Source organism: Convivina intestini, assembly GCF_003096575.1.
Classification (GTDB): domain Bacteria; phylum Bacillota; class Bacilli; order Lactobacillales; family Lactobacillaceae; genus Convivina; species Convivina intestini.
In genome coordinates this window covers 214,496-235,923 of record NZ_QEKT01000001.1, presented here as the reverse complement: position 1 = coordinate 235,923, position 21,428 = coordinate 214,496, and the positions used below count along the sequence as shown (strand labels likewise).

The window sequence follows — 21,428 nt, the reverse complement described above, 5'->3', positions numbered from 1 at the left end:
GTATATTATTATTTTAATTGGTGGATTGCTATGTCATAATTATAGAGTTGTTTTGTACAATTAAGAGAGGCATTGGTTAATAGAGAGTGTATATGGATGGAAAAGTTAAAAATTTTAAGTTGGCAACGTTGGTTGTTGGGGTTATTGTTTGCCATATTTTCGGTTGGACAGCTAATTAGTCCCTGGCCTGATCTTATTGTTGATTATCAATTTTATTGTTCACCCGTATTTATGACAATCGGCGGTTTATTGTCATTAATATTGATCTATGGCCTTGATTCTTTAAAAAAACTTTTAGCACCAATGAAAAAAGGTTCTGTTCTTCGGGTAATCTGGGGTTTTGTATTATCAAATTTGATAATTATTGTTGTGATTGGAGTTTTGATTGTTGGTTTTCATACTCCGCTTGCTACACATAATATTTTCACTGAACTACATCAAGCAGATAAACTAGACCGTTGGTTAACTATTTTGATGTTAGTTGTTCAAATTCCAGGTGAAGAATTAATTATGGCGGCTTTTACTTTGCCAATTTTGAATTATTGTTATTTTAAAAATATATCTTTTTTTTGGTCTTGGACAATTGCTAATCTAATTGGATGTATTATTTTTATGTTCCTTCACCTGCCAGCATATCAAGGTAACTTTGGTATAGTTTTAGCAGTGGGACTAGGAAGATACCCATTTACTATGCTTTGGAGAAGTACTAATTCTTTACGTGGTGGTATTTATGCGCATTACATCCAAGATTTTGTCCGTCTCATACCATTCTTGTTTTAATTAAATAAAATACGTCATTAAATGTGAAGTGGACATTAGTTACTACTTCGCTTTTTAATTTGAAAGATTATCAAATTTTAATTAAAAGTACTTATGTGAAATATTAAATTGAAATGATAATTGATTTTGTTTTATGTGATAATTGTATAGTTATTGATTACAATTTTAGGAGAAGATTATGGAAAATCAACCACAAATAAATCAATTAGATGCTTTAATTTTAAGAAACACGGTTGGCGATGAACTTAATTTAATGCGTACACAACCCGCTGAATTAGAGCAAGGCAAATATCGTGAAGTATTGGCTGACGGTACTCTAGGCGTAGCAGGCGCATTTGCTTCGGCAAATTTAACTCAAACGGTGGCAATGACTACAGATATTGGGCAACAATTGTTTACAAATGCTATGGATCCTACAGCCCTTATGCATTTTAATAATGGTGGTGTTGGAACTGCTGTTAAAAGTGTTGGCGGTAAAATTATAGGGCATAGTGGTTTTACACCTGTAAATGGAATTACCGTGGCGGGGACTGTTAGTAATCCAGCTGTTCCCTTAATTATGATGACTACAATGGTCGTTAAAGAACAATTCCAAGAGATTAATGAAAAATTGGATGTCATTACTGATAAATTAAACGCAGTAGTCGACATTATGCATGCTGAAAAAATGGGGCAGTTGCTGACAATCGATGAACGAATCAAGGCGATTACCAAGCAGACCAATATTTCAGATGCTAATTTAAACGAATTAGCGACAATGGCTAATGATGCCCAAAATGTTTATCATCAGTATAAAATTTTGTTAGATCAAAGTGATGTAACTGATTTGCTCAAGGTTAAGGGATTTAATGATCAAGGTCGGGTGAAGGCTATGATGCAAAAAGTAGCTGCCAGTGATTACATGCAGTTCTTTAAAGTGGCCTATTATGCTGATTCGTTATCATGGTTGGTACGTTTAACGATTATTGCTTCAATGGTGAAACGTGGTGAAGATTCGGCTGTAATTGAAGAACGAGTAAATGCCTTTAAGGAACAGTACGAATTAAGTTTTGTAAATAATGCTAAAACTTATGTTGAAAAGGTTCGTACCCCTATAGTAGAAAAAGCGTTGACAATGGTTACCAAGATGGACAGTCTCGGTGATGTCACGGATGGTGCTTTCAATAAATTGACCGAAGTTGCTGGTCATTTGCCATTTAAAGCGGCTAAAAAAGTTCGAAGTCATGCTGAAAATTATCAAAAAAGTACAGAAGATGAAAAAGAAAAGTTAACGTTAGACCTTGATAATCAATTTGATGCGCTTACACAGCCTGTTTTTGGTCAAGAAGTCGGTACAATTGCGGATAATGTTATTCAGCAGTTGACAACTCCACAAGAAATTGTCTATGCCATGGAAGATGGCAGTGATGAGGTTCGTATTTTTGTACGGGATGAGAAGATTGAAGTGGTTGATGGACGAATTGACCGGTTAAAATCCAATTAAATAGAAAACGCTTTCTTTCTCAAAATCTGTTATAATGGATGGGTATATTAAAAACGTAACATGATTGGAAATTTACACAAATGAAAGATAAGTTTCACGTCGTCATTGGTTCCATTGGAGCCTTCATCGGAATTTTTGTTTTTTTGGCTTATATTCCACAAATTTTTTCAAACTTAGCTGGAGATAAAGCGCAACCTTATCAGCCTTTGGTTGCTGCGATTTCCTGTTTGATTTGGGTCTTATACGGGTTAACGAATTCTCCCAAAAAGGATTACATTTTGATTATCCCCAATGCTTTAGGCGTGGTTTTAGGCCTGATTACTGCTCTTACAGCTCTATAAATAAAAAATGATAGCGTAAGCTATCATTTTTTTTATTTTTTGGTTGAAGCTCGTCTAATTAATTGACCAGGAATTACAATCTTCAGTGGCCGGATATTAGCTTCGTTACGAATTTTTTGGAAGAGGTCATAAATCTGTTCGCCAGTTTCAAAGAAATTAAATTCAAAGCTGGTTAATTCTGGGGACACAATTTCGCTATAAACTGATTGACCAAAGCCGAGGTAGTAGGACTGTTGATTTAATTCAAAACCAGCCTGCATGGCACCCACAGCAATTGCATCGGTAGCACCAATTACCAAGTCGTAATGTTGTTGACTCATTGCTTTAGCGGCATCTAATTTTGCGGTTTGCCGTTTAAAAGTCGTGATAATCTCTTGATGAGGAATATTGGCTAGAGCAGCCTTTAGGCCCTGAAAACGTTCATAACCAACCGCCCAATCTAGTTTTGAATCGACGTTTAGAATTAAAACATTTTTGGGTGCTAAGGTCTGAATATATTGGCCAACCACCTTTCCAGCCTGTTGGTCATCCATCATTACCCGGGCAAAATCTGGTTCATCTTGTCCCTGTAAAACGACTGGGATATCAGCATCAAGCAGCGTCTGGCGGATTTCATCGGTTAGATTGGCCGTTAAAATGATTAGACCAGCTACTTTTTGGGCAATGAACTTCTTAATTGCCGCTAACTCCCGAATTGGGTCTTGATAAATATTGGCAATCAAAAAAGTATCGTTTTGATTAGCTGAATCTAATCCACGTAACATCTCTACCTGAGCCATTGAGTCTAGTCGAGGCACAATCACACCGATCGTGCGATTCTTTTCCTGTTTTAACCCTTGGGCAAAGGTATTGGGAATATATTGATTTTTACGGACAATCTCATCAATTTTACGTCGCGTTTGGGGACTAACTGAGCCTCCATTTAAATAACGAGAAACCGTACTTTTGGCTACTTCGGCCTGACGGGCAATGTCTTGAATCGTAACTTTCTTTTCCATAATAGCTTTATCATATCAGAATATTGCCTTGCAATAATAAAAAAACTTGCGAATTTTATTGTAAGCGGTTACACTAAGAATGAAACTAGAACCGGTTCCTGAAGACCGGATATGTAAAGGAGAGGAATATGAAGCATAACGAGGTAGCGCAGCGGATTGCCACAGCTGTCCATCCCGAGAACGTTGTGGCCGCCGCACACTGTGCCACGCGACTGCGTTTGGTACTTAAGGATGTAAAAAACATCGATCAACAGGCCCTTGATGATGATCCTGATTTGAAGGGGACTTTTAATGCCGATGGGCAATATCAAATTATTGTTGGACCCGGAGATGTTAATAAGGTCTATGACGAATTTGTTAAGTTGACTGGCGTTAAATCAGCGACAACCGATGACTTGAAGAAAATTGCCGCTCAAAATGGTAAGCCCAACCCCATTATGGCCTTGATTAAGGTCCTATCTGACATCTTTGTGCCATTAATTCCGGCCTTGGTTGCTGGTGGTTTGTTAATGGCCTTAAATAACGTGTTAACCGCTGCTGGTATTTTTGGCACGAAATCTTTGGTAGCGATGTATCCCCAAATTACGGGATTGGCTCAGATGGTCAACTTGATGGCTGCCGCACCATTTGCCTTTTTGCCAATTTTGATTGGGATTACAGCTACACGGCGTTTTGGTGGTAGTGAAATTTTAGGTGCCGCAGCCGGCATGATGTTGGTAATGCCTGATTTGGTTAATGGCTACAAAGTGGCGGAAGTGATGGCCAGTGGTAAAATGCCCACTTGGGATTTATTCGGTCTGCATGTGGCTCAAGCCGGTTATCAAGGACAGGTTTTGCCGGTGATTGGGGTAGCCTTTATTTTGGCCACCTTGGAAAAGTTTTTCCATAAGCACTTAAAGGGTGCGGTCGACTTTACCTTCACCCCCATGTTAGCAATTTTAATTACTGGTTTTGTCACCTTTACCATTGTTGGACCAGTTTTGCGAGTTGTTTCTAACGGCCTAACTGATGGGTTAACTTGGATGGTTACGACTTTTGGATTTATTGGGTATGCTATCTTTGGTTCATTTTATTCAGCCATTGTTATTACCGGGTTACACCAAAGTTTCCCAGCTATTGAAACTCAATTACTAGCTAATATTTCAAAAACCGGTGGTGATTTTATTTTTCCAATTGCGACCTGTGCTAACGTTGCCCAGGGAGCAGCAACTTTTGCCATGTACTTCTTAGGCAAAGGGAATGAAAAATTACGGGCACTTTCATCTTCAGCCGGTGCCTCAGCTATGTTAGGAATTACCGAACCGGCCTTGTTCGGGGTTAATTTGAAGTATAAGTTCCCATTCTTCATTGCTCTTGGTGCTTCAGGGGTAGCTAGTTTGGTGATGGGGATTTTCCACGTTTTGTCATCGTCCTTGGGACCGGCCGGCGTGATTGGCTTTATTGCAATCCCGCCAACTAAGTGGATTGGTTTCTTCTTAGCAATTGCAGTTAGTTTTGCCCTAGCTTTTAGTATTACTTTGGTTTATGGCCGTCAACACATGGCTGTCATTAATGGTCAAACAGCTTCAACAACCGACGCTACTAGTACGCCAGTTGATGATGCGAATCAAGAGTCAGTAAAAAGTCAAGCTGGTTATTTGATTGATGCACCAGTTGCTGGTGAATTGATTGACATTACTACCGTTAAGGATCCAGTTTTCTCGACGGGTATGATGGGTACTGGTATTGCCATTGAGCCTAGCGGTAATCAAATTATTGCACCGGCCGATGGTGAAATTACCGTTGCCTACGGTACCAAACATGCTTATGGTATGAAAACAGATGAGGGTGTGGAGGTTTTGATTCACGTCGGGATAGATACCGTTAACTTGGCTGGTAAGGGCTTTGAAAGTCAGGTTAGTCAAGGACAGCACGTTAAAAAAGGGGATTTGTTAGGTACTTTTGATACTAAAGTTATTCAAGCAGCTGGTTATCCGGTCACAACTATGGTAATAATTACCAATACGAATGAATTTGACCGTGTCGTTGCCAATCAGCAATTCGGTCGTCAAGTCGCTACTGATCAAGTTATTTTAACGGCCATCCCCAAAGAGGCTGAAGCCAAGTCCTAAAAGGAGTTTCCTATGTTAGTAAAAAATGATCCCACAGCTTATGAAGCAAACCATTTGTATCCAGAATTTGGTCTATTAAATGATCCGAATGGCTTAGTGTACTTCAAAGGTAAATATCATGTTTTTTATCAATGGAATCCGAAGGGCTGTAACCATAAATACAAGGAGTGGGGGCACTTCATTTCGGATGATTTGCAGACTTGGCAACGAGTTGAGCCAGCTTTAAAACCATCTATGCCAGATTTAGACAGCGCTGGTATTTATTCTGGGACCGCTTTGGTAAAAGATGATCGTTTATATCTTTTTTATACCGGGAATGTACGTAATGGCCAGGGGCAAAGTGTTAAATCAACACAAATGTGGGCTGTTAGTGATGACGGCATTCATTTTGAAAAATTAGGGCAGCTTTTCCCTCATCCGGAAGGTTTTACCAAAGATGTGCGCGATCCGATGGTTTGGCAAGGAAAAAATGGCCACTATTTCTTAATTTTGGGTGCGCAACATGACAATCAAATTGGCGATATTATTATTTACGAGTCAGCTGATTTAACTGAGTGGACCTTTAAGGGTTCTTTGTTAGGGGAGCAACTTTCTGATATTCGCGGCTATATGCTCGAATGTCCAGATTTAATCGAGTTCGATGGTAAACAGGTTTTGATGTTTTCACCGCAGGGATTACCTGCGGATTTAATGCAACATCGTTTTCAAAATATCCATAACACTGGCTATGTAGTCGGTCATTTTGACGAAGAAAAGGCACGTTTTGAAGTACAAGGTGACTTTAATGAAGTCGATGAGGGCTTTGAATTTTATGCACCGCAGACCATGTTGGCGCCTAATCATCGTAAAATTATGTGGGGCTGGGTAGGCATGATGCCACCCAAGCGTGAGGCTGAAGTACCAACGATCGCTAAGCAAAATTGGGTACACACATTGAGTTTGCCACGAGAATTGCATTTGAATGCTGAGCAAAAATTGGTCCAGCAACCAATTGTAGAAATCTTAGATCCAAAACCGTTGACTAACTTTGAAGATAGCTTAAAGCCAGGCCAATATACCATTGATACGGCCGCTGACTGGACTTTAAAATTGGGACACAATGCCGAATTAAAAAAGCGGGGCGCCATTCTCCATTTTGAGCGTCGTCAGTGGGAATCCGGTGAAATTGGTCATCGCCAAATGCAGGGAAAGGTTGACCAATTACTCCTTATGGTTGATCACGATGTGATTGAAATTTACACCCAGGATGGGTTAAATGTGATGACTGGCCGTTGGTTTGGCTAAATATAAGACTAGCTTTTCTAAATTTTAGAAAGCTAGTTTTTTTATTATTAGCTAGTATGTTTTACAAACTAGCTGAAATATTTTATACTGGTAGTTGGTTAAACATAGTAGAGGTGAATACAATGCAACCCAATATATCCAGTCAAATGTTAAAGGGGATTTTGCAAGGGGTTATGCTGATGATTTTAGCTAAACAGCCTGATTATGGCTATGGTATCAGTACCCAGTTAAATCAGTATGGCTTAGATAACATCCCCAAAGGGACCATCTATCCCTTACTAGCGGCCATGGAAAAACGACATTATCTCGTTGGAAAGATGCAGCCGTCTGAAAATGGTCCAGATCGTAAGTATTATAATATTACACTGGATGGCCAAGCAGCTCGACAGGAATTCGTACAAGAATGGCAATTTTTAGCTCAAATTGTCAATAAATTGATAGAGGAGCAATAAGTAGATGAATGTTAATGACATGATTGAGAGTAATAATTTTTTACGGGAAAAGTTAAATCCGGACAACAAAAAATACTATGAAAATTTATTGATGTATGTGCGTTTATCGAGCTGGCATCATACTGATCAAGCCATTGAAACTTATTTATAAAGTAGATTAAGCCGAAAACTGTCTATTTTAGGACAGTTTTTTCATATTCATTCCTATATTTTGCTATACTAAAACAATCTGTTCGAAAGTAATTTTATCGGTATAGAAAGATTAATGTATGTTTCAAAATAAAAAACCAGACCAATTTTTTTCCATTCGTCGGCGTTGGTTGACTACAACTATGATTTGCACGATGACAGTCGGATTACAGTTGACCATGGCTAACACCAAGGTTGCGGCCAATGAGTCAGCAGGGGTCGCTAACCCTGCACAAGTCATGCAAGTAACGTTGGCTGATAAGACTGACCAGCCAACTAACCCGGTTCAGGGAAAGCAAGTACCGGTTGATCCTGAACCGCAAACCATAAGCCAGGTGCCAACTGATAATCCATCGTCTGACCAACCTTCAAGCCCAACCCCTAGTTCAGTCGACACTGTACCACCGGTAGATAATAAGTCGCAAAATGGTCCAGCAGCTGATTCTACTATTGATGATTTAACCAACCAAGTTGAATTAATGAATGCTTAGCAGGCGGTCATTGCTCCATTCGCCCAAACATTAGCTAATTTAAACTGGTGGGATATTATGAGCAATATCGTGGAGGCCCTCGGACCGGCCTTGCTCTTGCCCCTTAATGAGTGGAATTCTCCAGATATGGATTCCCCGAATGCCATGGGACCCACTAAAGATTCTTTACTTCAAACGATGCCGCTTATTATCGGCAATATTTGGCAGCAGGGACAGCAATCCCTACAAACGTTGGGAGCAGTCAATACCAAAATCGTTGATGATAATAGCCCCATGAATGAATCAATTTATTCTCTGGATTATGTCCAAAAAGATACACCCGTGTACGTTGATGCGTATTCTAACCAAACTTTGGGACAAATTGATGATTATAACGTGGCCTTAGTCAGTTTGGGGCATGCTTCTAATGGGCGTTTGCCGTTTCAATTCACACCAAGTAGCATCGGCTGGGTTGATGTGCAGGCGACAACGAAAAGTCGACAGGTTTATTATGACGATTATGGGATTGGTCATCTGACCCGTGAAAATCTACAAAGCATTAGTCAAAACGTCAATAATCCTCAGTATCAAGCCCCACGCCCAGTTAGTAAAAGTCTTAATCAAGAGTTAGAAGATGCTGTTTTAAGACGACCAATAACTGGTCGTCAAGAACCGTTGAATGTTTGGGACTCTTGGCCGGTTCAAAATCCAGACGGGACCCTGGCTAACTTTCATGGCTATCATCTAGTTATCGGTTTAACTGCACCCGCAGGGGGCATATCCGCTAAAATGGGATTATTTTCCCAACCAATTGATGGGCATCCAACGGGAACTAATTCCTGGACTTATCTAGGTTATCTCTTTAATCAATTTGGTGAAGGAGCAGTCGCTGATGATCCGTATTTGAAATACATGCAGGCCGAATGGTCTGGTTCAACAATCATGTTAAATCCCGATGATAATACCTTGCGGGTATTTTATACGAACCATACCCACTTGATGACACCGGGCGGACAGGTCCTAACCACAGCTCAAATTACCATCGATCCCAAAAACAATAGTTGGGCAAATGGCTTGTTTATTAACCATAGTAAAACTACTGATCATCGTTCGCTATACGCTGGGGATGGCAAGCTATACCAAAATCAAGATAATATGGCCGGTTTTGCTGGTTCAGTTTGGGACGATTATTGTTTAAGAGATCCTCATTTAGTATTTGATAATAATCAGTATTATCTAGTGTTTGAGGGCAATACCAGTACAAGCAACGGTAATCAGGGCTTGGATAATTTTTATAATCAGGCTTATTACACTAGTGATAAAGAGGCTTTCGTAAAAGAACGCCAACGTTTGATTCAAAGTACTGGTTCTAAGGAATACCAATTAACGTATTTGGCCAATGCTGCGATTGGCATTATGAGTTTAAATCCTGATTTTACGGTTAAGGAAGTGATGAAGCCCTTGGTGACGGCCAATGCAGTTAACGATGAATTAGAACGGCCTAATTTGATTCATTTTCAAAATAAGTGGTATCTCTTTACGGATACGCGTGGCGACCGCATGGCTAGTAGCGATGTGCATGTGCATGGTAATGATGCTGATCAGTACCCAATTTATATGCTCGGTTTTGTATCTGAAGATGGCATTAATGGTCACTATCAACCGCTAAATGGAAATGGTTTAGTGTTAGTATCAAATATTCCTAAAAATAGTCCTGACTTTACTTATGCCCATTACGTAATACCAAATCAGGATCCCAATAATAATGAATTTGTCGTAACCGCTTATTTGCATAATAAGTCTTTTGCTCCCTCTTTGTTACTAAAAATAGATGGTCATTCAACCACGATGGTGACCGACCATGTCTTAGGTCAGGGGGATTTAGTAGTCACACCGACTAAGTATCCGGCTTATCTGGGCAATGACGCTAACCAACAATTGATTTCTGTATAACCATAGGAACACAAGTTTTCTCATAGCTTGTGTTTTTTTTATATAATCTTGAGAAATTGATTAAACTGGCAATGATACAATAAAAAGTAATTATTTTTTAATCGAGGGTGGATTTGATTATGACTGAATACTGGCAACATTTTCTTTTTTTAATTCCAATGGGCATTCTAGCTGGCATTGTTTCTTCCACAGCGGGATTAGCCTCCTTAATTTCTTATCCAGCCTTGCTAGCAGTGGGGGTGCCACCAATTTATGCCAATGTTACCAATACCGCTGCCTTAGTCATGACTGGCTTGGGGACGACGGTTTCCTCCCGTAAGGAATTGGGTAATCATCGTGCCGATATTATCAAAATTTTACCCTTTACAGTTGGTGGGTCAATCCTTGGGGCTTGGTTATTACTATCAGCACCGGCAACGACTTTTGAAAAAATTGTGCCTTTTTTTGTCTTGGTTGCCGGGTTACTTTTACTATCCCAGATTAATAAATCAAATCATAACCGGCCAGCCTCAGCCAATCGTGAATCAATTGAAAATGATGATCAGCATCCACTGTATCAATTCGTTGTTTCAATCGGCATTTTACTAGTCGGTGTTTACTGTGGCTACTTTGGTGCAGCTGGGGGCGTTTTATTATTGGCCATTTTATCAGCCACAACGACCATGTCTTTTGCATCTTATAATGCTTTAAAAAATCTATCATTGGGTTGTGCCAACCTCGTTGCCACCATTATCTACATTCTGTCATCCCATATCTATTGGAGCTTAATGGTTCCTTTGGGAATTGGCCTATTTATCGGGGGCTGGATTGGCCCTCGAATTGTTCGCCGTCTACCTGAAAGATTACTTAAAATCGTGATTTCACTGGCGGCGATTGCTTTAGCTGTGGATTTGTTTGTGAAGGCTTATTTTTAATTAATTTTATTAGGGCGACGTTGAATAAAATTAGAATTTAATACGATTGAAAACCATGAAATCTGGCTGATTGTCCGGATTTTATGGTTATTTTTTTGGATTTTAAGAATTTTATTAGATAAATAGCGAACATTATCAAATTTATTCTGTTAGAATGATACGTAAATCGAACATAGAATGATTTGAAATCGTTATTTTGTATAAAAGCCGAACAATGGAGGGTGATATGGCAGATGTTGGCCTAATTATGGGGTCTAAAAGTGATTGGCCCACAATGAAACTTGCTGCGCAGCAACTAGAGGCGCTCGGGATTGCTTATGAAAAACATGTCATCTCAGCCCATCGAATGCCGATTGAATTACAAAGTTATAGCCAAAGTGCACAGAAGCAGGGTTTGCAAGTCATCATAGCTGGAGCTGGTGGTGCCGCCCATTTACCAGGAATGTTGGCGGCGAATACGAATTTACCTGTCATTGGGGTGCCAATTCAATCGCGAGCCCTGAACGGTTTGGATTCACTCTTGTCAATTGTACAAATGCCTGCTGGTGTACCAGTAGCTACGGTCGCTATTGGCACTGCCGGGGCCACTAACGCAGCCTTACTGGCGGCGCAGATTTTAGCACTACAGGATCCAGTTTTATTAAAAAAATTAAATAGTAAACGAGTAGCGGACCGACAAGTGGCCATGGCCAGTGAGGAGGAACTAAAATGACGGGACCTATTTTACCGCCAACGACCATCGGGATTATTGGTGGGGGACAATTAGGGCAAATGATGGCCTTAGCGGCCAAAAGTATGGGTTATAAAATTGGTATTTTAGATCCCGACCAAGCCTGTTCAGCTGGACAGGTTGCCGACTTTCAAATTGTCGCTGCCTATGATGATGCTAAAGCTGTGGCATCCCTAGCCCAGGCCAGCGACCTCTTAACCTATGAATTTGAAAACGTATCCATTGAGACTTTACAAACAGTTACCCGACCCATTCCTCAAGGAGAGAGATTGCTGGAGATTACGAGCAATCGGATTGCCGAAAAGACCTTTATTAAAGAAGTTGCCCAGGTAGCAGTAACTGATTTTCAAGCGGTAAATTCTAAGGCCGATTTTAAAACAGCGCTAGCGCAGATTGGTTATCCAGCGATTTTAAAAACCAGCCATGGTGGTTATGACGGGCATGGCCAGTGGAACGTTAATGATGCTTCCGATGCGCAGCGATTACTATCGGATTTTCCAGCGGGAGAGTTGATTTTAGAAGCGCGAGTCGCCTTTGACCAAGAGCTCAGCATCATGGTTACTCGTGATGCCCAAGGAAAATTGACGACTTGGCCGATTGCTCAAAATTTTCATCAGAATCATATTTTGCATCGCAGTTATGCTCCGGCTGCCATTAGTGATACTCAGGCACAAAAAATTGAAAGTTTAGCTCACAAAATTGCGGCGGCCTTGAATTTACGGGGTGTGTTGGGCATTGAATTATTTGTTACTGAGCAAGAAATTTGGGTTAATGAATTGGCGCCACGCCCTCATAATTCCGGCCACTATACGATTGAAGCTTGCAATATTTCACAATTTGAAGGCCATATTCGCAGTATCACTGGTTTAACGCTACCACCGATTACCCAGGAGCAACCGGCGATGATGCTGAATCTTTTAGGAGAGGATATAATCGCGGCCCGACAAGCTTTAGTTGATCATCCGGAGTGGCATTTTCATGACTATGGCAAAGGAACTATTCGACCTCAGCGTAAGATGGGGCATATTACAGTCATTGGCGATTCAGCCATTAAAGCTTTAGAACAGTGGGGGCAAGCACATGACCAAGACGAACTATGATAATGCAGTGATTGAACAGGGAAATTTGAAGTATGAGGGGAAGGCGAAGCAAGTTTATTTAACCAACCAGCCGGATATTCTTTGGATTCATTATCTAGATCAGGCTACCGCCCTCAATGGCAAAGTTAAAGAAACCATTATTGGTAAGGGGGAAATCAATAGCAAAATCAGTCATTTACTCTTTACCTACTTAGAAAAACATGGAGTTGCGCAACATTATTTAAAAACCGTTTCTCAAACGGATGAATTGGTACAGGCTTTGCAAATGATACCAATTGAAGTTGTTAGTCGTAATTTTGCTGCTGGTCACTTTGTTAGTCACTTTGCTGTACCGAATCAAATGCCATTACATCCGGTGGTGCAAGAGTTTTATTATAAATCAGATGCTTTAGATGACCCTTTTATTAATGATTCACAAATTTTGGCCTTGGGCTTTGCCAGCCCTGACGAGTTAGCAGTGCTAAGGCAACAAGCACAAATTATTAATGATTTACTAGGGCAATTGTTTGAACAAGTCGGGATTCGCTTAGTTGATTTTAAGTTGGAATTTGGCAGAAATACGGCAGGGACAATCATTTTGGCTGATGAACTATCGCCGGATAACATGCGGTTGATTGATCAGCAAACAGGCCATTCTTTAGATAAAGACGTTTTTCGTCAGCACACTGGTGATGTGACCGTTGGCTATCGCGAAGTGTTGCGTCGTTTAGAGCAAGTCATTTAGGAGGAAAATTATGTACACGGCAAAAATTTATGTGACTTACAAACCATCCATCGTTGATCCCCAAGGAGAAGTGATACAGGCCGCTTTACAACGAATGAATTATCAGGGTATCACTAGTGTCACGCAGGGTAAATACTTTGAAGTTAACTTGGCGGCGCCCAATGTAGCCGCCGCCAAAAATGAGGTAGCCGACTTTACGGACGCCTTGCTAATCAATCAAAATACCGAAACCTACCGCTTTGAACTTGTTTCAAATGATGATGAGGTGCAGTCATGAAGGCAGCTGTGATTACTTTTCCAGGATCCAATTGCGATTTAGATTTATTTCATGCCTTAGCCGATTTGAACTTTGAACCTACGGTGGTTTCTGCTCAAACCACCGACCTGTCAAACTATGACGCAATCTTCTTGCCCGGTGGTTTTTCTTATGGGGATTATTTAAGAAGTGGTGCGATTGCTCGTTTTGCGCCAGTTATGGCGGCTGTTAGCCAAGCCGCTGCAGACGGCAAGATTGTGGTCGGTATTTGTAATGGCTTCCAGATTTTGACTGAAGCCGGTCTGTTACCAGGCCAGTTGTTTGGTAATGCCCAACCTGGTTTTATCTGCGATGAGGTTGATTTATTAATTGATAATCCCGAGACGGCCTATACCAATGCCTATAACGATTCACGAATTAAAATACCAATCGCTCACGGAGAGGGGAATTACTATGTTGATTCAGCAACGTTAGCCCAAATGGAAGCCAATCATCAAATTATTTTCCGCTACGCCGACAATCCTAATGGTTCGGTGGCTGACATTGCTGGAATAACCAATTTAGCTGGTAATGTTTTTGGTATGATGCCCCACCCAGAGCGGGCGGTGGATGCCATTACCGGGAATACGGCTGGCCAGCCGTTTTTCAAAAGCATTTTACAGACTTTGAGTATGGCAGTAGGAAGGAAATAAGATGACGACCAGTGGGTTGAAAGAGCTAACGCCGCAGCAAATTCATGATTCAAAATTATACCTAGAGTGGGGATTAACCGAGAAAGAATATCAATTAATTGTGACTGAACTAGACCGCCTACCAAATTTCACTGAGACTGGTATTTTTTCAGGAATGTGGTCAGAACACGTTTCCTATAAAAAATCAAAGGCCGTGCTACGTAAATTTTGGTCACAAAATGAGCGCGTGCTACAAGGCCCAGGTGAAGGGGCTGGTATTTTAGACATTGGAGATCATCAGGCCGTCGTTTTTAAGGCTGAAAGTCATAATCATCCTAGTTTTGTGGAACCCTATGAAGGAGCAGCAACCGGTGTTGGTGGGATTTTGCGTGATATTTTTTCCATGGGAGCACAGCCGATTGCCGTCTTAGATTCTTTGTGGTTTGGTGAACTAGATAATGCCCATACCAAACATTTGGTTGATGGGATTGTGGCCGGCATTGCGGGCTATGGCAATGCAATTGGCATTCCCACCGTTGGCGGAGAAATTGCCTTTGATGATGTTTATGCTGGTAATCCCTTGGTAAATGTTATGGCCGTGGGTTTGATGGACCAAGCTACGATGCAGGTTGGTCAAGCTAAAGGTGTGGGAAATGCCATTATTTATGTTGGGGCCAAGACTGGTCGCGATGGTATGAATGGGGCCTCCTTTGCTTCGGCTGAATTTTCCAGTCAGGAAAAAGCTGACCGAGCGGCTGTCCAAGTTGGCGACCCTTTCTTAGAAAAATTAGTCATGGATACAACTTTAACGGCTATTCGTGACTATGCCGATATCATTGTTGGCATTCAAGATATGGGAGCGGCCGGTTTATTATCGTCTAGTGCTGAAATGGCCGATAAAGCTGGCATGGGTATTGAATTAAATTTGGATTTGGTTCCTCAGCGAGAAGCCGGGATGATTCCCTACGAATTGATGCTTTCAGAATCGCAAGAAAGAATGCTTTTAGTTGTGAAAGCCGGCCAAGAAGACAAAATTTTAGAACTATTCCGCCAAAATAATCTTGATGCCCAAGTGATTGGTACTGTCACTGATAATGGCCGTTATGTTTTGAATTTCCAAGACAAGGTTGTAGCTGATTTACCCCTGCGCTTCTTGACCCATCCACTCGAACCAAAGTTAACGGCACAAAAGCCAAAACGTTTGGAATATTTAACTAAAAATCAGTATCAACCTGATGTGAGTGATTTAAAGTCCACGATTAAAAAACTAATCGGTCAAGCTACCATTGCTTCTAAAGCCTCACTTTTCCGTCATTTTGATTCGATGGTACGGGCGGACACAGTGATTAAGCCTGGTGGCGATGCTAGTTTGGTTAGAATTCGGGGTACTAAAAAAGCCCTCGCCATGACAACTGACGTCAATGGTCGTTATCTCTATTTAGATCCGAAAAAAGGCGGCCAAATGGCCGTAGCCGAAGCAGCTCGAAACATTGTAGCAACCGGCGCTTTACCAATTGGCATTACCGACTGTTTAAACTTTGGTTCACCTGATAATCCAGAAGTCTATTACGAACTGGAACAAGCGGTAGCAGGTATTAATAGTATGGCTAAACGCTTGAACACACCGGTTATTTCTGGCAATGTTTCTCTTTATAACGAAACCGACGGGCAACCAATCTATCCGACCCCGATGATTGGTATGGTGGGCTTATTGGCAGATGTAGCGCAGGCTTTGACAATCGGTTTTAAAAATTCAGGTGATCGAATTTATCTCATTGGGACAACCAAAGACAGCTTTAACGGGGCTGAAATTCAAAAAATGCAGACCGGTAAAATTGAAGGCCAATTGTTTGACTTTAATGCAGAAGACGAATTGGCCGTTCAGAAATTAGTTATGCAGGCTAATCAAGCTGGCTATCTTGCCAGTGCCCATGATTTAGCTGAGGGGGGATTGGCAGTTGCTCTGTTAGAAGCTAGTTTTACCGGTCATTTAGGCTTTAAAATCCAAACGCAGTCACCAACGAAATATTTGTTTTCTGAAACAGCTGGGCGTTTTCTTGTGACCGTACCAGCCCGATGCCAGTCAGACTTTGAGGCCTTAGCCGGTAAGCAAGCCCAGTACCTTGGAACGGTAGTGGATGGTGATGATTTAGCGCTTGTAACTAGCGAAGAAACCGTACATCTATCACGAGCCGAGCTGCAAAAAATTTATCAGGAGAGTATCACATGGCAACTAAAGGACTAGGAAAAACCAGTGGTTACAGTGCCGAAGGCCTTCACGGCCTAAATGAAGAATGTGGTATTTTCGGTATTTGGCAGCAAGCTGATGCTGCCCAACAAACTTATTATGGATTGCACGCTTTACAACATCGTGGTCAGGAAGGCGCTGGCATTGTTGTGAACCAAGCTGGTCAATTTAAACGTGAACGCGGTTTAGGTCTGCTCAGTGATGTCTTTAGTGACCCCCAACGAATGGCAGCTTTGCAGGGGACTAGTGCGATTGGCCATGTTCGTTATGCCACGGCTGGTTCACATGGCTTAGAAAACATTCAGCCCTTTATGATAACCGTGGGGGATGATCAAATGCCGGTCGCATTAGCGCATAACGGTAATTTAACCAATGCTTTATCGCTTCGAGCTGCTTTAGAGGCGCAAGGGACAAGCTTTAATACTTCCTCTGATTCAGAAATCCTTTTGCATTTGTTAAAAAGTGCCCTCCAGACCAATTTTACGGATAAATTAAAAGCCTCTCTTAATCAATTACGAGGTGGTTTTGCCTATATTTTAATGACCTCCCATGGGCTGTATGCAGCTTTAGATCCACACGGTTTTCGACCCTTTGTGATTGGTCAAATGCCCACAGGGGCTTACGTAGTTACTTCTGAAACTGCGGCTTTAGATGTTGTGGGTGCCAAATTTATTCGAGATGTTCAACCAGGTGAGTTGATTACGATTAATAACGATGGTCTGTTGATTGACCATTTTACCGATAAAACAACCCTAAATATCGACTCCATGGAATATATCTATTTTGCCCGACCTGATTCAAAAATATATGGTGTGAGTGTTTACCAGGCCCGTAAAAAAATGGGCCAGGCCTTAGCTCAGGAACAGCCAGTACCGAGGGCTGATATGGTCGTTGGCGTGCCTAATTCAAGCTTATTAGCAGCGGCCGGGTATGCGCAAGCTGCCGGATTGCCCAATGAAATGGGTCTAGTCAAAAATCAATATATTGCCCGTACTTTTATTGAACCAACGCAGGATAAACGGGAACGAGCAGTAAGAATGAAGCTTAGTGCAGTCAGGGAAGTTGTGGCCGGTAAGAAAATTGTTTTAGTTGATGATTCGATTGTTCGTGGAACCACCTCCATGTATATTGTGCGCATGTTAAAGGCAGCTGGGGCTAAAGAAGTCCATGTGCGAATTGCTAGTCCAATTTTAAAATTTCCGGCCTTTTACGGGATTGATATGCAAACTACGGCGGAATTGCTCGGGGCTAATTACTCCTTAGAGCAAATGTGTCACAAAATTGGTGCGGACTCATTGGGCTTTTTGTCGGTAGAGGCCTTGATTAAAGCGATTGATTTACCCTTTACTGGCAACGGGAGTGGCCTCACGACGGCCTATTTTGACGGCCACTATCCCAGTCCCATGTATGATTATCAGCCGGAATTAGCACAAGCATTGGCTGAAGGGAAGGTTGATTTTGCACCAGAACCAAGTCAAACCTACCAGCCCTCACAGGTAATCTCGCTGAAAAACGAAGCATTAATGTTTTCCAATCACAAAACTATGAGTAACAAATTAAAGGAGGCCCAAAGTTGACGCAAGAAAACGCCTATCAGGCAGCGGGAGTTGATATTCAAGCCGGTCAAACTGCGGTTCAATTAATGCAAGCTGCGGTAGAAGATACCTTTACGCCTAACGTTTTAAATGGACTCGGTGGCTTTGGCGCTATGTTTTCACTGGGTTCTGATTACCGGAATCCAGTCCTAGTTGCGGGTGCTGACGGAGTTGGTACTAAATTACTCTTGGCCATTGCCGCTCATAAGCATGACACGATTGGTCAAGATTTGGTTGCCATGGTGGCTAACGATATCTTAGCTCAAGGAGCAAAACCGGCCTTTATGTTGGATTACCTAGCACTTGATAAAATGCGACCAGCAGTGGTAGCTGAAATTGTGACCGGAATCGCCCAAGCAGCCAAGGCAACGGGGATGGCTTTGATTGGTGGTGAAAGTGCTGAGCTGCCCGGTTTATATGCCCCGCATCATTATGATTTAGCTGCTTTTGCAGTCGGGGTAGCTGAAGAACAAGAGTTACTCCAAGCTCAAAATGTCAGGGCAGGGGATGTTTTAATTGGTTTGCCCTCAACTGGCCTGCATTCCAATGGTTATTCTTTAGTACGTTCAGTCTTAAAACTGAAAACTGAAGCCGATTTTCAAAACCTAGCACCGGCATTACAAGAATCATTACTAAAACCCACCGCCCTTTATAGTAGCGCGGTTTGGCCGTTAATTAATCAGCACTTAGTGACCGGGATTGCTCACATTACCGGTGGGGGTCTAGTGGAAAACCTACCTCGAGCTTATGGGGATAATTTAACTGCCCAACTTAATTGGGGTACTTGGCCTATTCCAACCATCTTTCATACCGTACAAAGTGCTGGAGAATTGAGCCTGCAAGATATGCTTTTAACCTTTAATAATGGTTTGGGCATGGTATTAATTGTTAAAAAACAGCAGGTGGAGGAGGTGCTGCATAATCTAACAGAATCACAACAAACAGCTTATGTCATTGGCGAAATGGTTCCTAAAAAACATGAACGCGTAACCTGGAGTGGGGTGGCGCCATGGTAAATAAAGTTCGTCTGGCGGTCTTTGCCTCAGGGCAGGGCACTAATTTAGACGCTTTACAAACAGCCATTATTCAAAGAGATTTACCGGCACAAATTGTGCGAGTTATTGTCGATCAACGCCAAGCCGGGGCCTTGGCAATTGCTGCTAAGTGGAACTTACCAGCGCGACTGGTAGATTATCGACAATATTCCAGTAAAAGGGCGGCTGAAGCAGCGATTTTAGACCAGTTAGCTCATGATCAGGTTCAAGGAATTTTATTAGCCGGTTATATGCGGATTTTATCTCCTACAATGGTTCATGCCTATGCTGGTAAAATCATCAATCTCCATCCCGCCCTCTTACCAGCTTTTCCTGGTCGGCAAAGTATTTTAGATGCCTATCAAGCCGGTGTTAGTCAAACCGGAGTGACCGTCCATTTTGTTGACGATGGGGTTGATACAGGGCAAATTATCGCCCAGCAAACAGTGATTCGTCATCCCGACGACCAACTGAGTGATTTGGAAAATCGAATTCATCAAGTTGAGCATCAGTTATACCCACAAGTCTTAGCAGCATTATTAGAAAAAGGAGTGTTTACAAAATGAGTCGAGCATTATTAAGTGTTTCTGATAAAAGTGGTTTGGTACCTTTTGCGCAAAAGTTAGTTGAGTTAGGCTATGAATTAGTTTCGACGGGTGGGACCTATCGCACTTTAGCCGAAGCTAAAATTCCAGTTATACCAATTGATGAAGTAACCAATTTCCCTGAGATGTTAGATGGGCGGGTTAAGACCTTGCATCCCCGTGTTCATGCTGGTATTTTAGCTCGACGCGATTTACCAGAACATATGGAAAAATTAGCCGAATTTGACATTAAACCAATCGATTTAGTGGTTGTGAATTTGTACCCTTTTAAAGAAATGATTCAAAAACCGGCCGTGACTCAAGAACAGGCGATTGAAAATATTGATATTGGTGGTCCTTCTATGTTACGTTCTGCGGCTAAGAATTTTACAGCCGTATTGCCAATTATTGACCCCAAAGACTATGAGATTGTTATTGAAAAAATTAGTCAGGGAACAGTAGACCAAAATTTTCGGCAACAATTAGCGGCCAAGGTTTTCCAACATACGGCTGCCTATGATGCTTTGATTGCCAATTATTTGACGGATAGTGAGTTCCCCGCTAGCCTAACCTTGCCATATGATAAGTTTGGGGACCTTCGTTATGGCGAAAATGCCCAGCAGCAAGCGGCCGCTTATACGGATGCTCTACCAGAAAACTATTCAATCCTACAGGCTGATATTTTGCATGGTAAACAGCTTTCCTATAATAATATTCGCGATGCGGATGCAGCCTTGCGTATTATTGCCGAATATCCCGAAACAACCGTCGTGACCGTAAAACATATGAATCCAGCTGGAATTGGTCAGGGCCAAACCATTGAAGAGGCTTGGGATAAGGCCTTTGCCGCCGATGATGTCTCCATTTTTGGTGGGATTGTCGCTTTAAATCGTGAAGTTGATGCGCAAACAGCGGCGAAAATGCATAGTATTTTTCTAGAAATCATTATTGCACCCAGTTTTACCCCGGAAGCTTATGAAATCTTGGCTGCTAAGAAAAATTTGCGTCTGCTAACGTTGCCATTTACCAATCAAATTCCACAAGAACTGGAGGTAACCTCGGTCTTAGGTGGTGTCTTGGTTCAAGAACGTGATTTGGTCGCTGAATTATCGGAAAATTGGCAGGTCGTTTCCAAGGTTCAACCGACTTCAGAGCAGTTAGCCAGCATGCTTTTTGCCCAAAAAGCCGTAAAACATGTTAAGTCAAATGCAATTTTGGTTGCTCAAAATGGGCAAACATTAGGCATTGGCGCCGGTCAGCCGAATCGAATTGACTCAGTTGTCTACGCTATTAATAAGGCTCAAGCTAAAGCTGGCTTTGAAAATGCCGTTTTGGCTTCGGATGCCTTCTTCCCAATGGCTGATTCAGTCGAATATGCTGCCCAACACGGGATTCAGGCAATTGTTGAGCCGGGTGGATCAATTAAGGACCAAGATTCAATTGATAAAGCCAATGAACTCGGTGTGGCCCTGGTCTTTACTGGTAATCGCCACTTTAAGCACTAAGACAAC

21 protein-coding genes are annotated in these 21,428 nt (G+C 41.8%); 20 read left to right on the top strand and 1 reads right to left on the bottom strand.

Annotated features, from left to right (window positions below; all coding sequences use genetic code 11):
* The first annotated feature begins 96 nt into the window (after positions 1 to 96).
* The 3 genes from C7384_RS01150 (at position 97) to C7384_RS01140 (ending at position 2,604) form a co-directional block, all read left to right on the top strand.
* On the top strand, positions 97 to 780 hold the full coding sequence (locus C7384_RS01150) for a CPBP family glutamic-type intramembrane protease (protein ID WP_089937614.1): 684 nt from the start codon (positions 97 to 99) through the stop codon (positions 778 to 780).
* Positions 781 to 958: 178 nt separating this feature from the next.
* On the top strand, positions 959 to 2,263 hold the full coding sequence (locus C7384_RS01145; protein WP_089937612.1) for a hypothetical protein: 1,305 nt from the start codon (positions 959 to 961) through the stop codon (positions 2,261 to 2,263).
* A gap of 80 nt (positions 2,264 to 2,343) precedes the next feature.
* Positions 2,344 to 2,604: a SemiSWEET family transporter gene (locus tag C7384_RS01140; RefSeq protein ID WP_089937610.1), complete on the top strand. Its 261-nt coding sequence runs from the start codon at positions 2,344 to 2,346 to the stop codon at positions 2,602 to 2,604.
* A 32-nt stretch (positions 2,605 to 2,636) separates the two neighbouring features.
* Here the strand turns inward: C7384_RS01140 and C7384_RS01135 are convergent, their stop codons facing one another.
* Positions 2,637 to 3,602, bottom strand: coding sequence for a LacI family DNA-binding transcriptional regulator (locus C7384_RS01135; RefSeq protein ID WP_089937608.1), 966 nt, complete (start codon positions 3,600 to 3,602; stop codon positions 2,637 to 2,639).
* 128 nt (positions 3,603 to 3,730) lie between these two features.
* On the opposite strand from C7384_RS01135, the gene C7384_RS01130 reads away from it, so the two are divergent.
* From C7384_RS01130 to purH, 17 genes are all read left to right on the top strand, one after another.
* Positions 3,731 to 5,713 (top strand): sucrose-specific PTS transporter subunit IIBC, encoded by a 1,983-nt coding sequence (locus C7384_RS01130; RefSeq protein WP_089937606.1) that lies wholly within the window; start codon positions 3,731 to 3,733, stop codon positions 5,711 to 5,713.
* Between the two features lie 12 nt (positions 5,714 to 5,725).
* Positions 5,726 to 6,997, top strand: coding sequence for a glycoside hydrolase family 32 protein (locus tag C7384_RS01125; protein ID WP_089937604.1), 1,272 nt, complete (start codon positions 5,726 to 5,728; stop codon positions 6,995 to 6,997).
* A 122-nt stretch (positions 6,998 to 7,119) separates the two neighbouring features.
* Complete coding sequence (locus tag C7384_RS01120; protein ID WP_089937603.1) at positions 7,120 to 7,449, top strand: PadR family transcriptional regulator; 330 nt, start codon at positions 7,120 to 7,122, stop codon at positions 7,447 to 7,449.
* A gap of 4 nt (positions 7,450 to 7,453) precedes the next feature.
* Positions 7,454 to 7,600, top strand: coding sequence for a hypothetical protein (locus C7384_RS08095; RefSeq protein ID WP_165806750.1), 147 nt, complete (start codon positions 7,454 to 7,456; stop codon positions 7,598 to 7,600).
* Positions 7,601 to 7,718: 118 nt separating this feature from the next.
* Positions 7,719 to 8,129 (top strand): hypothetical protein, encoded by a 411-nt coding sequence (locus C7384_RS01115; protein WP_089937600.1) that lies wholly within the window; start codon positions 7,719 to 7,721, stop codon positions 8,127 to 8,129.
* 57 nt (positions 8,130 to 8,186) lie between these two features.
* A complete protein-coding gene (locus tag C7384_RS01110; protein ID WP_089937598.1) occupies positions 8,187 to 10,061 on the top strand; it encodes a glycoside hydrolase family 68 protein in 1,875 nt (624 codons plus the stop codon).
* Between the two features lie 119 nt (positions 10,062 to 10,180).
* On the top strand, positions 10,181 to 10,975 hold the full coding sequence (locus tag C7384_RS01105) for a sulfite exporter TauE/SafE family protein (protein WP_089937596.1): 795 nt from the start codon (positions 10,181 to 10,183) through the stop codon (positions 10,973 to 10,975).
* 226 nt (positions 10,976 to 11,201) lie between these two features.
* Complete coding sequence (purE, locus tag C7384_RS01100; RefSeq protein ID WP_089937595.1) at positions 11,202 to 11,687, top strand: 5-(carboxyamino)imidazole ribonucleotide mutase; 486 nt, start codon at positions 11,202 to 11,204, stop codon at positions 11,685 to 11,687.
* On the top strand, positions 11,684 to 12,805 hold the full coding sequence (gene purK, locus C7384_RS01095; protein ID WP_089937593.1) for a 5-(carboxyamino)imidazole ribonucleotide synthase: 1,122 nt from the start codon (positions 11,684 to 11,686) through the stop codon (positions 12,803 to 12,805). Before purE ends, purK begins: the two co-directional genes overlap by 4 nt.
* Complete coding sequence (locus C7384_RS01090) at positions 12,786 to 13,529, top strand: phosphoribosylaminoimidazolesuccinocarboxamide synthase (RefSeq protein WP_089937591.1); 744 nt, start codon at positions 12,786 to 12,788, stop codon at positions 13,527 to 13,529. Before purK ends, C7384_RS01090 begins: the two co-directional genes overlap by 20 nt.
* A gap of 10 nt (positions 13,530 to 13,539) precedes the next feature.
* The gene (purS, locus tag C7384_RS01085; RefSeq protein ID WP_089937589.1) at positions 13,540 to 13,806 is read left to right on the top strand and encodes a phosphoribosylformylglycinamidine synthase subunit PurS; all 267 of its coding nucleotides are present in this window, start codon (positions 13,540 to 13,542) and stop codon (positions 13,804 to 13,806) included.
* On the top strand, positions 13,803 to 14,477 hold the full coding sequence (gene purQ, locus C7384_RS01080; protein WP_089937587.1) for a phosphoribosylformylglycinamidine synthase subunit PurQ: 675 nt from the start codon (positions 13,803 to 13,805) through the stop codon (positions 14,475 to 14,477). The genes purS and purQ overlap by 4 nt, the downstream gene beginning before the upstream one ends.
* 1 nt (position 14,478) lies before the next feature.
* The gene (gene purL / locus C7384_RS01075; protein WP_089937585.1) at positions 14,479 to 16,701 is read left to right on the top strand and encodes a phosphoribosylformylglycinamidine synthase subunit PurL; all 2,223 of its coding nucleotides are present in this window, start codon (positions 14,479 to 14,481) and stop codon (positions 16,699 to 16,701) included.
* Entirely contained in the window at positions 16,683 to 18,281 is a 1,599-nt protein-coding gene (purF, locus tag C7384_RS01070) for an amidophosphoribosyltransferase (protein ID WP_089937583.1), read from the top strand. Before purL ends, purF begins: the two co-directional genes overlap by 19 nt.
* Positions 18,278 to 19,315, top strand: coding sequence for a phosphoribosylformylglycinamidine cyclo-ligase (gene purM / locus C7384_RS01065; protein WP_089937581.1), 1,038 nt, complete (start codon positions 18,278 to 18,280; stop codon positions 19,313 to 19,315). The genes purF and purM overlap by 4 nt, the downstream gene beginning before the upstream one ends.
* Positions 19,309 to 19,899 (top strand): phosphoribosylglycinamide formyltransferase, encoded by a 591-nt coding sequence (purN, locus tag C7384_RS01060; protein WP_089937579.1) that lies wholly within the window; start codon positions 19,309 to 19,311, stop codon positions 19,897 to 19,899. The genes purM and purN overlap by 7 nt, the downstream gene beginning before the upstream one ends.
* Positions 19,896 to 21,422 (top strand): bifunctional phosphoribosylaminoimidazolecarboxamide formyltransferase/IMP cyclohydrolase, encoded by a 1,527-nt coding sequence (gene purH / locus C7384_RS01055; protein WP_089937577.1) that lies wholly within the window; start codon positions 19,896 to 19,898, stop codon positions 21,420 to 21,422. Before purN ends, purH begins: the two co-directional genes overlap by 4 nt.
* Positions 21,423 to 21,428 lie beyond the last annotated feature (6 nt).

Excerpts from the sequence above, each read along its gene's own strand:
- C7384_RS01130 (WP_089937606.1), top strand. The coding sequence starts at position 3,731 with ATGAAGCATAACGAGGTAGCGCAGCGGATTGCCACAGCTGTCCATCCC.
- purL (WP_089937585.1), top strand. The coding sequence starts at position 14,479 with ATGACGACCAGTGGGTTGAAAGAGCTAACGCCGCAGCAAATTCATGAT.
- C7384_RS01140 (WP_089937610.1), top strand. The coding sequence starts at position 2,344 with ATGAAAGATAAGTTTCACGTCGTCATTGGTTCCATTGGAGCCTTCATC.
- C7384_RS01145 (WP_089937612.1), top strand. The coding sequence starts at position 959 with ATGGAAAATCAACCACAAATAAATCAATTAGATGCTTTAATTTTAAGA.
- C7384_RS01120 (WP_089937603.1), top strand. The coding sequence starts at position 7,120 with ATGCAACCCAATATATCCAGTCAAATGTTAAAGGGGATTTTGCAAGGG.
- purH (WP_089937577.1), top strand. The coding sequence starts at position 19,896 with ATGAGTCGAGCATTATTAAGTGTTTCTGATAAAAGTGGTTTGGTACCT.
- purK (WP_089937593.1), top strand. The coding sequence starts at position 11,684 with ATGACGGGACCTATTTTACCGCCAACGACCATCGGGATTATTGGTGGG.
- C7384_RS01135 (WP_089937608.1), bottom strand. The coding sequence starts at position 3,602 with ATGGAAAAGAAAGTTACGATTCAAGACATTGCCCGTCAGGCCGAAGTA.
- C7384_RS01150 (WP_089937614.1), top strand. The coding sequence starts at position 97 with ATGGAAAAGTTAAAAATTTTAAGTTGGCAACGTTGGTTGTTGGGGTTA.
- C7384_RS01125 (WP_089937604.1), top strand. The coding sequence starts at position 5,726 with ATGTTAGTAAAAAATGATCCCACAGCTTATGAAGCAAACCATTTGTAT.
- purE (WP_089937595.1), top strand. The coding sequence starts at position 11,202 with ATGGCAGATGTTGGCCTAATTATGGGGTCTAAAAGTGATTGGCCCACA.
- C7384_RS01115 (WP_089937600.1), top strand. The coding sequence starts at position 7,719 with ATGTTTCAAAATAAAAAACCAGACCAATTTTTTTCCATTCGTCGGCGT.
- C7384_RS01105 (WP_089937596.1), top strand. The coding sequence starts at position 10,181 with ATGACTGAATACTGGCAACATTTTCTTTTTTTAATTCCAATGGGCATT.
- purN (WP_089937579.1), top strand. The coding sequence starts at position 19,309 with ATGGTAAATAAAGTTCGTCTGGCGGTCTTTGCCTCAGGGCAGGGCACT.
- purF (WP_089937583.1), top strand. The coding sequence starts at position 16,683 with ATGGCAACTAAAGGACTAGGAAAAACCAGTGGTTACAGTGCCGAAGGC.
- purS (WP_089937589.1), top strand. The coding sequence starts at position 13,540 with ATGTACACGGCAAAAATTTATGTGACTTACAAACCATCCATCGTTGAT.
- C7384_RS08095 (WP_165806750.1), top strand. The coding sequence starts at position 7,454 with ATGAATGTTAATGACATGATTGAGAGTAATAATTTTTTACGGGAAAAG.
- C7384_RS01110 (WP_089937598.1), top strand. The coding sequence starts at position 8,187 with ATGAGCAATATCGTGGAGGCCCTCGGACCGGCCTTGCTCTTGCCCCTT.
- purQ (WP_089937587.1), top strand. The coding sequence starts at position 13,803 with ATGAAGGCAGCTGTGATTACTTTTCCAGGATCCAATTGCGATTTAGAT.
- C7384_RS01090 (WP_089937591.1), top strand. The coding sequence starts at position 12,786 with ATGACCAAGACGAACTATGATAATGCAGTGATTGAACAGGGAAATTTG.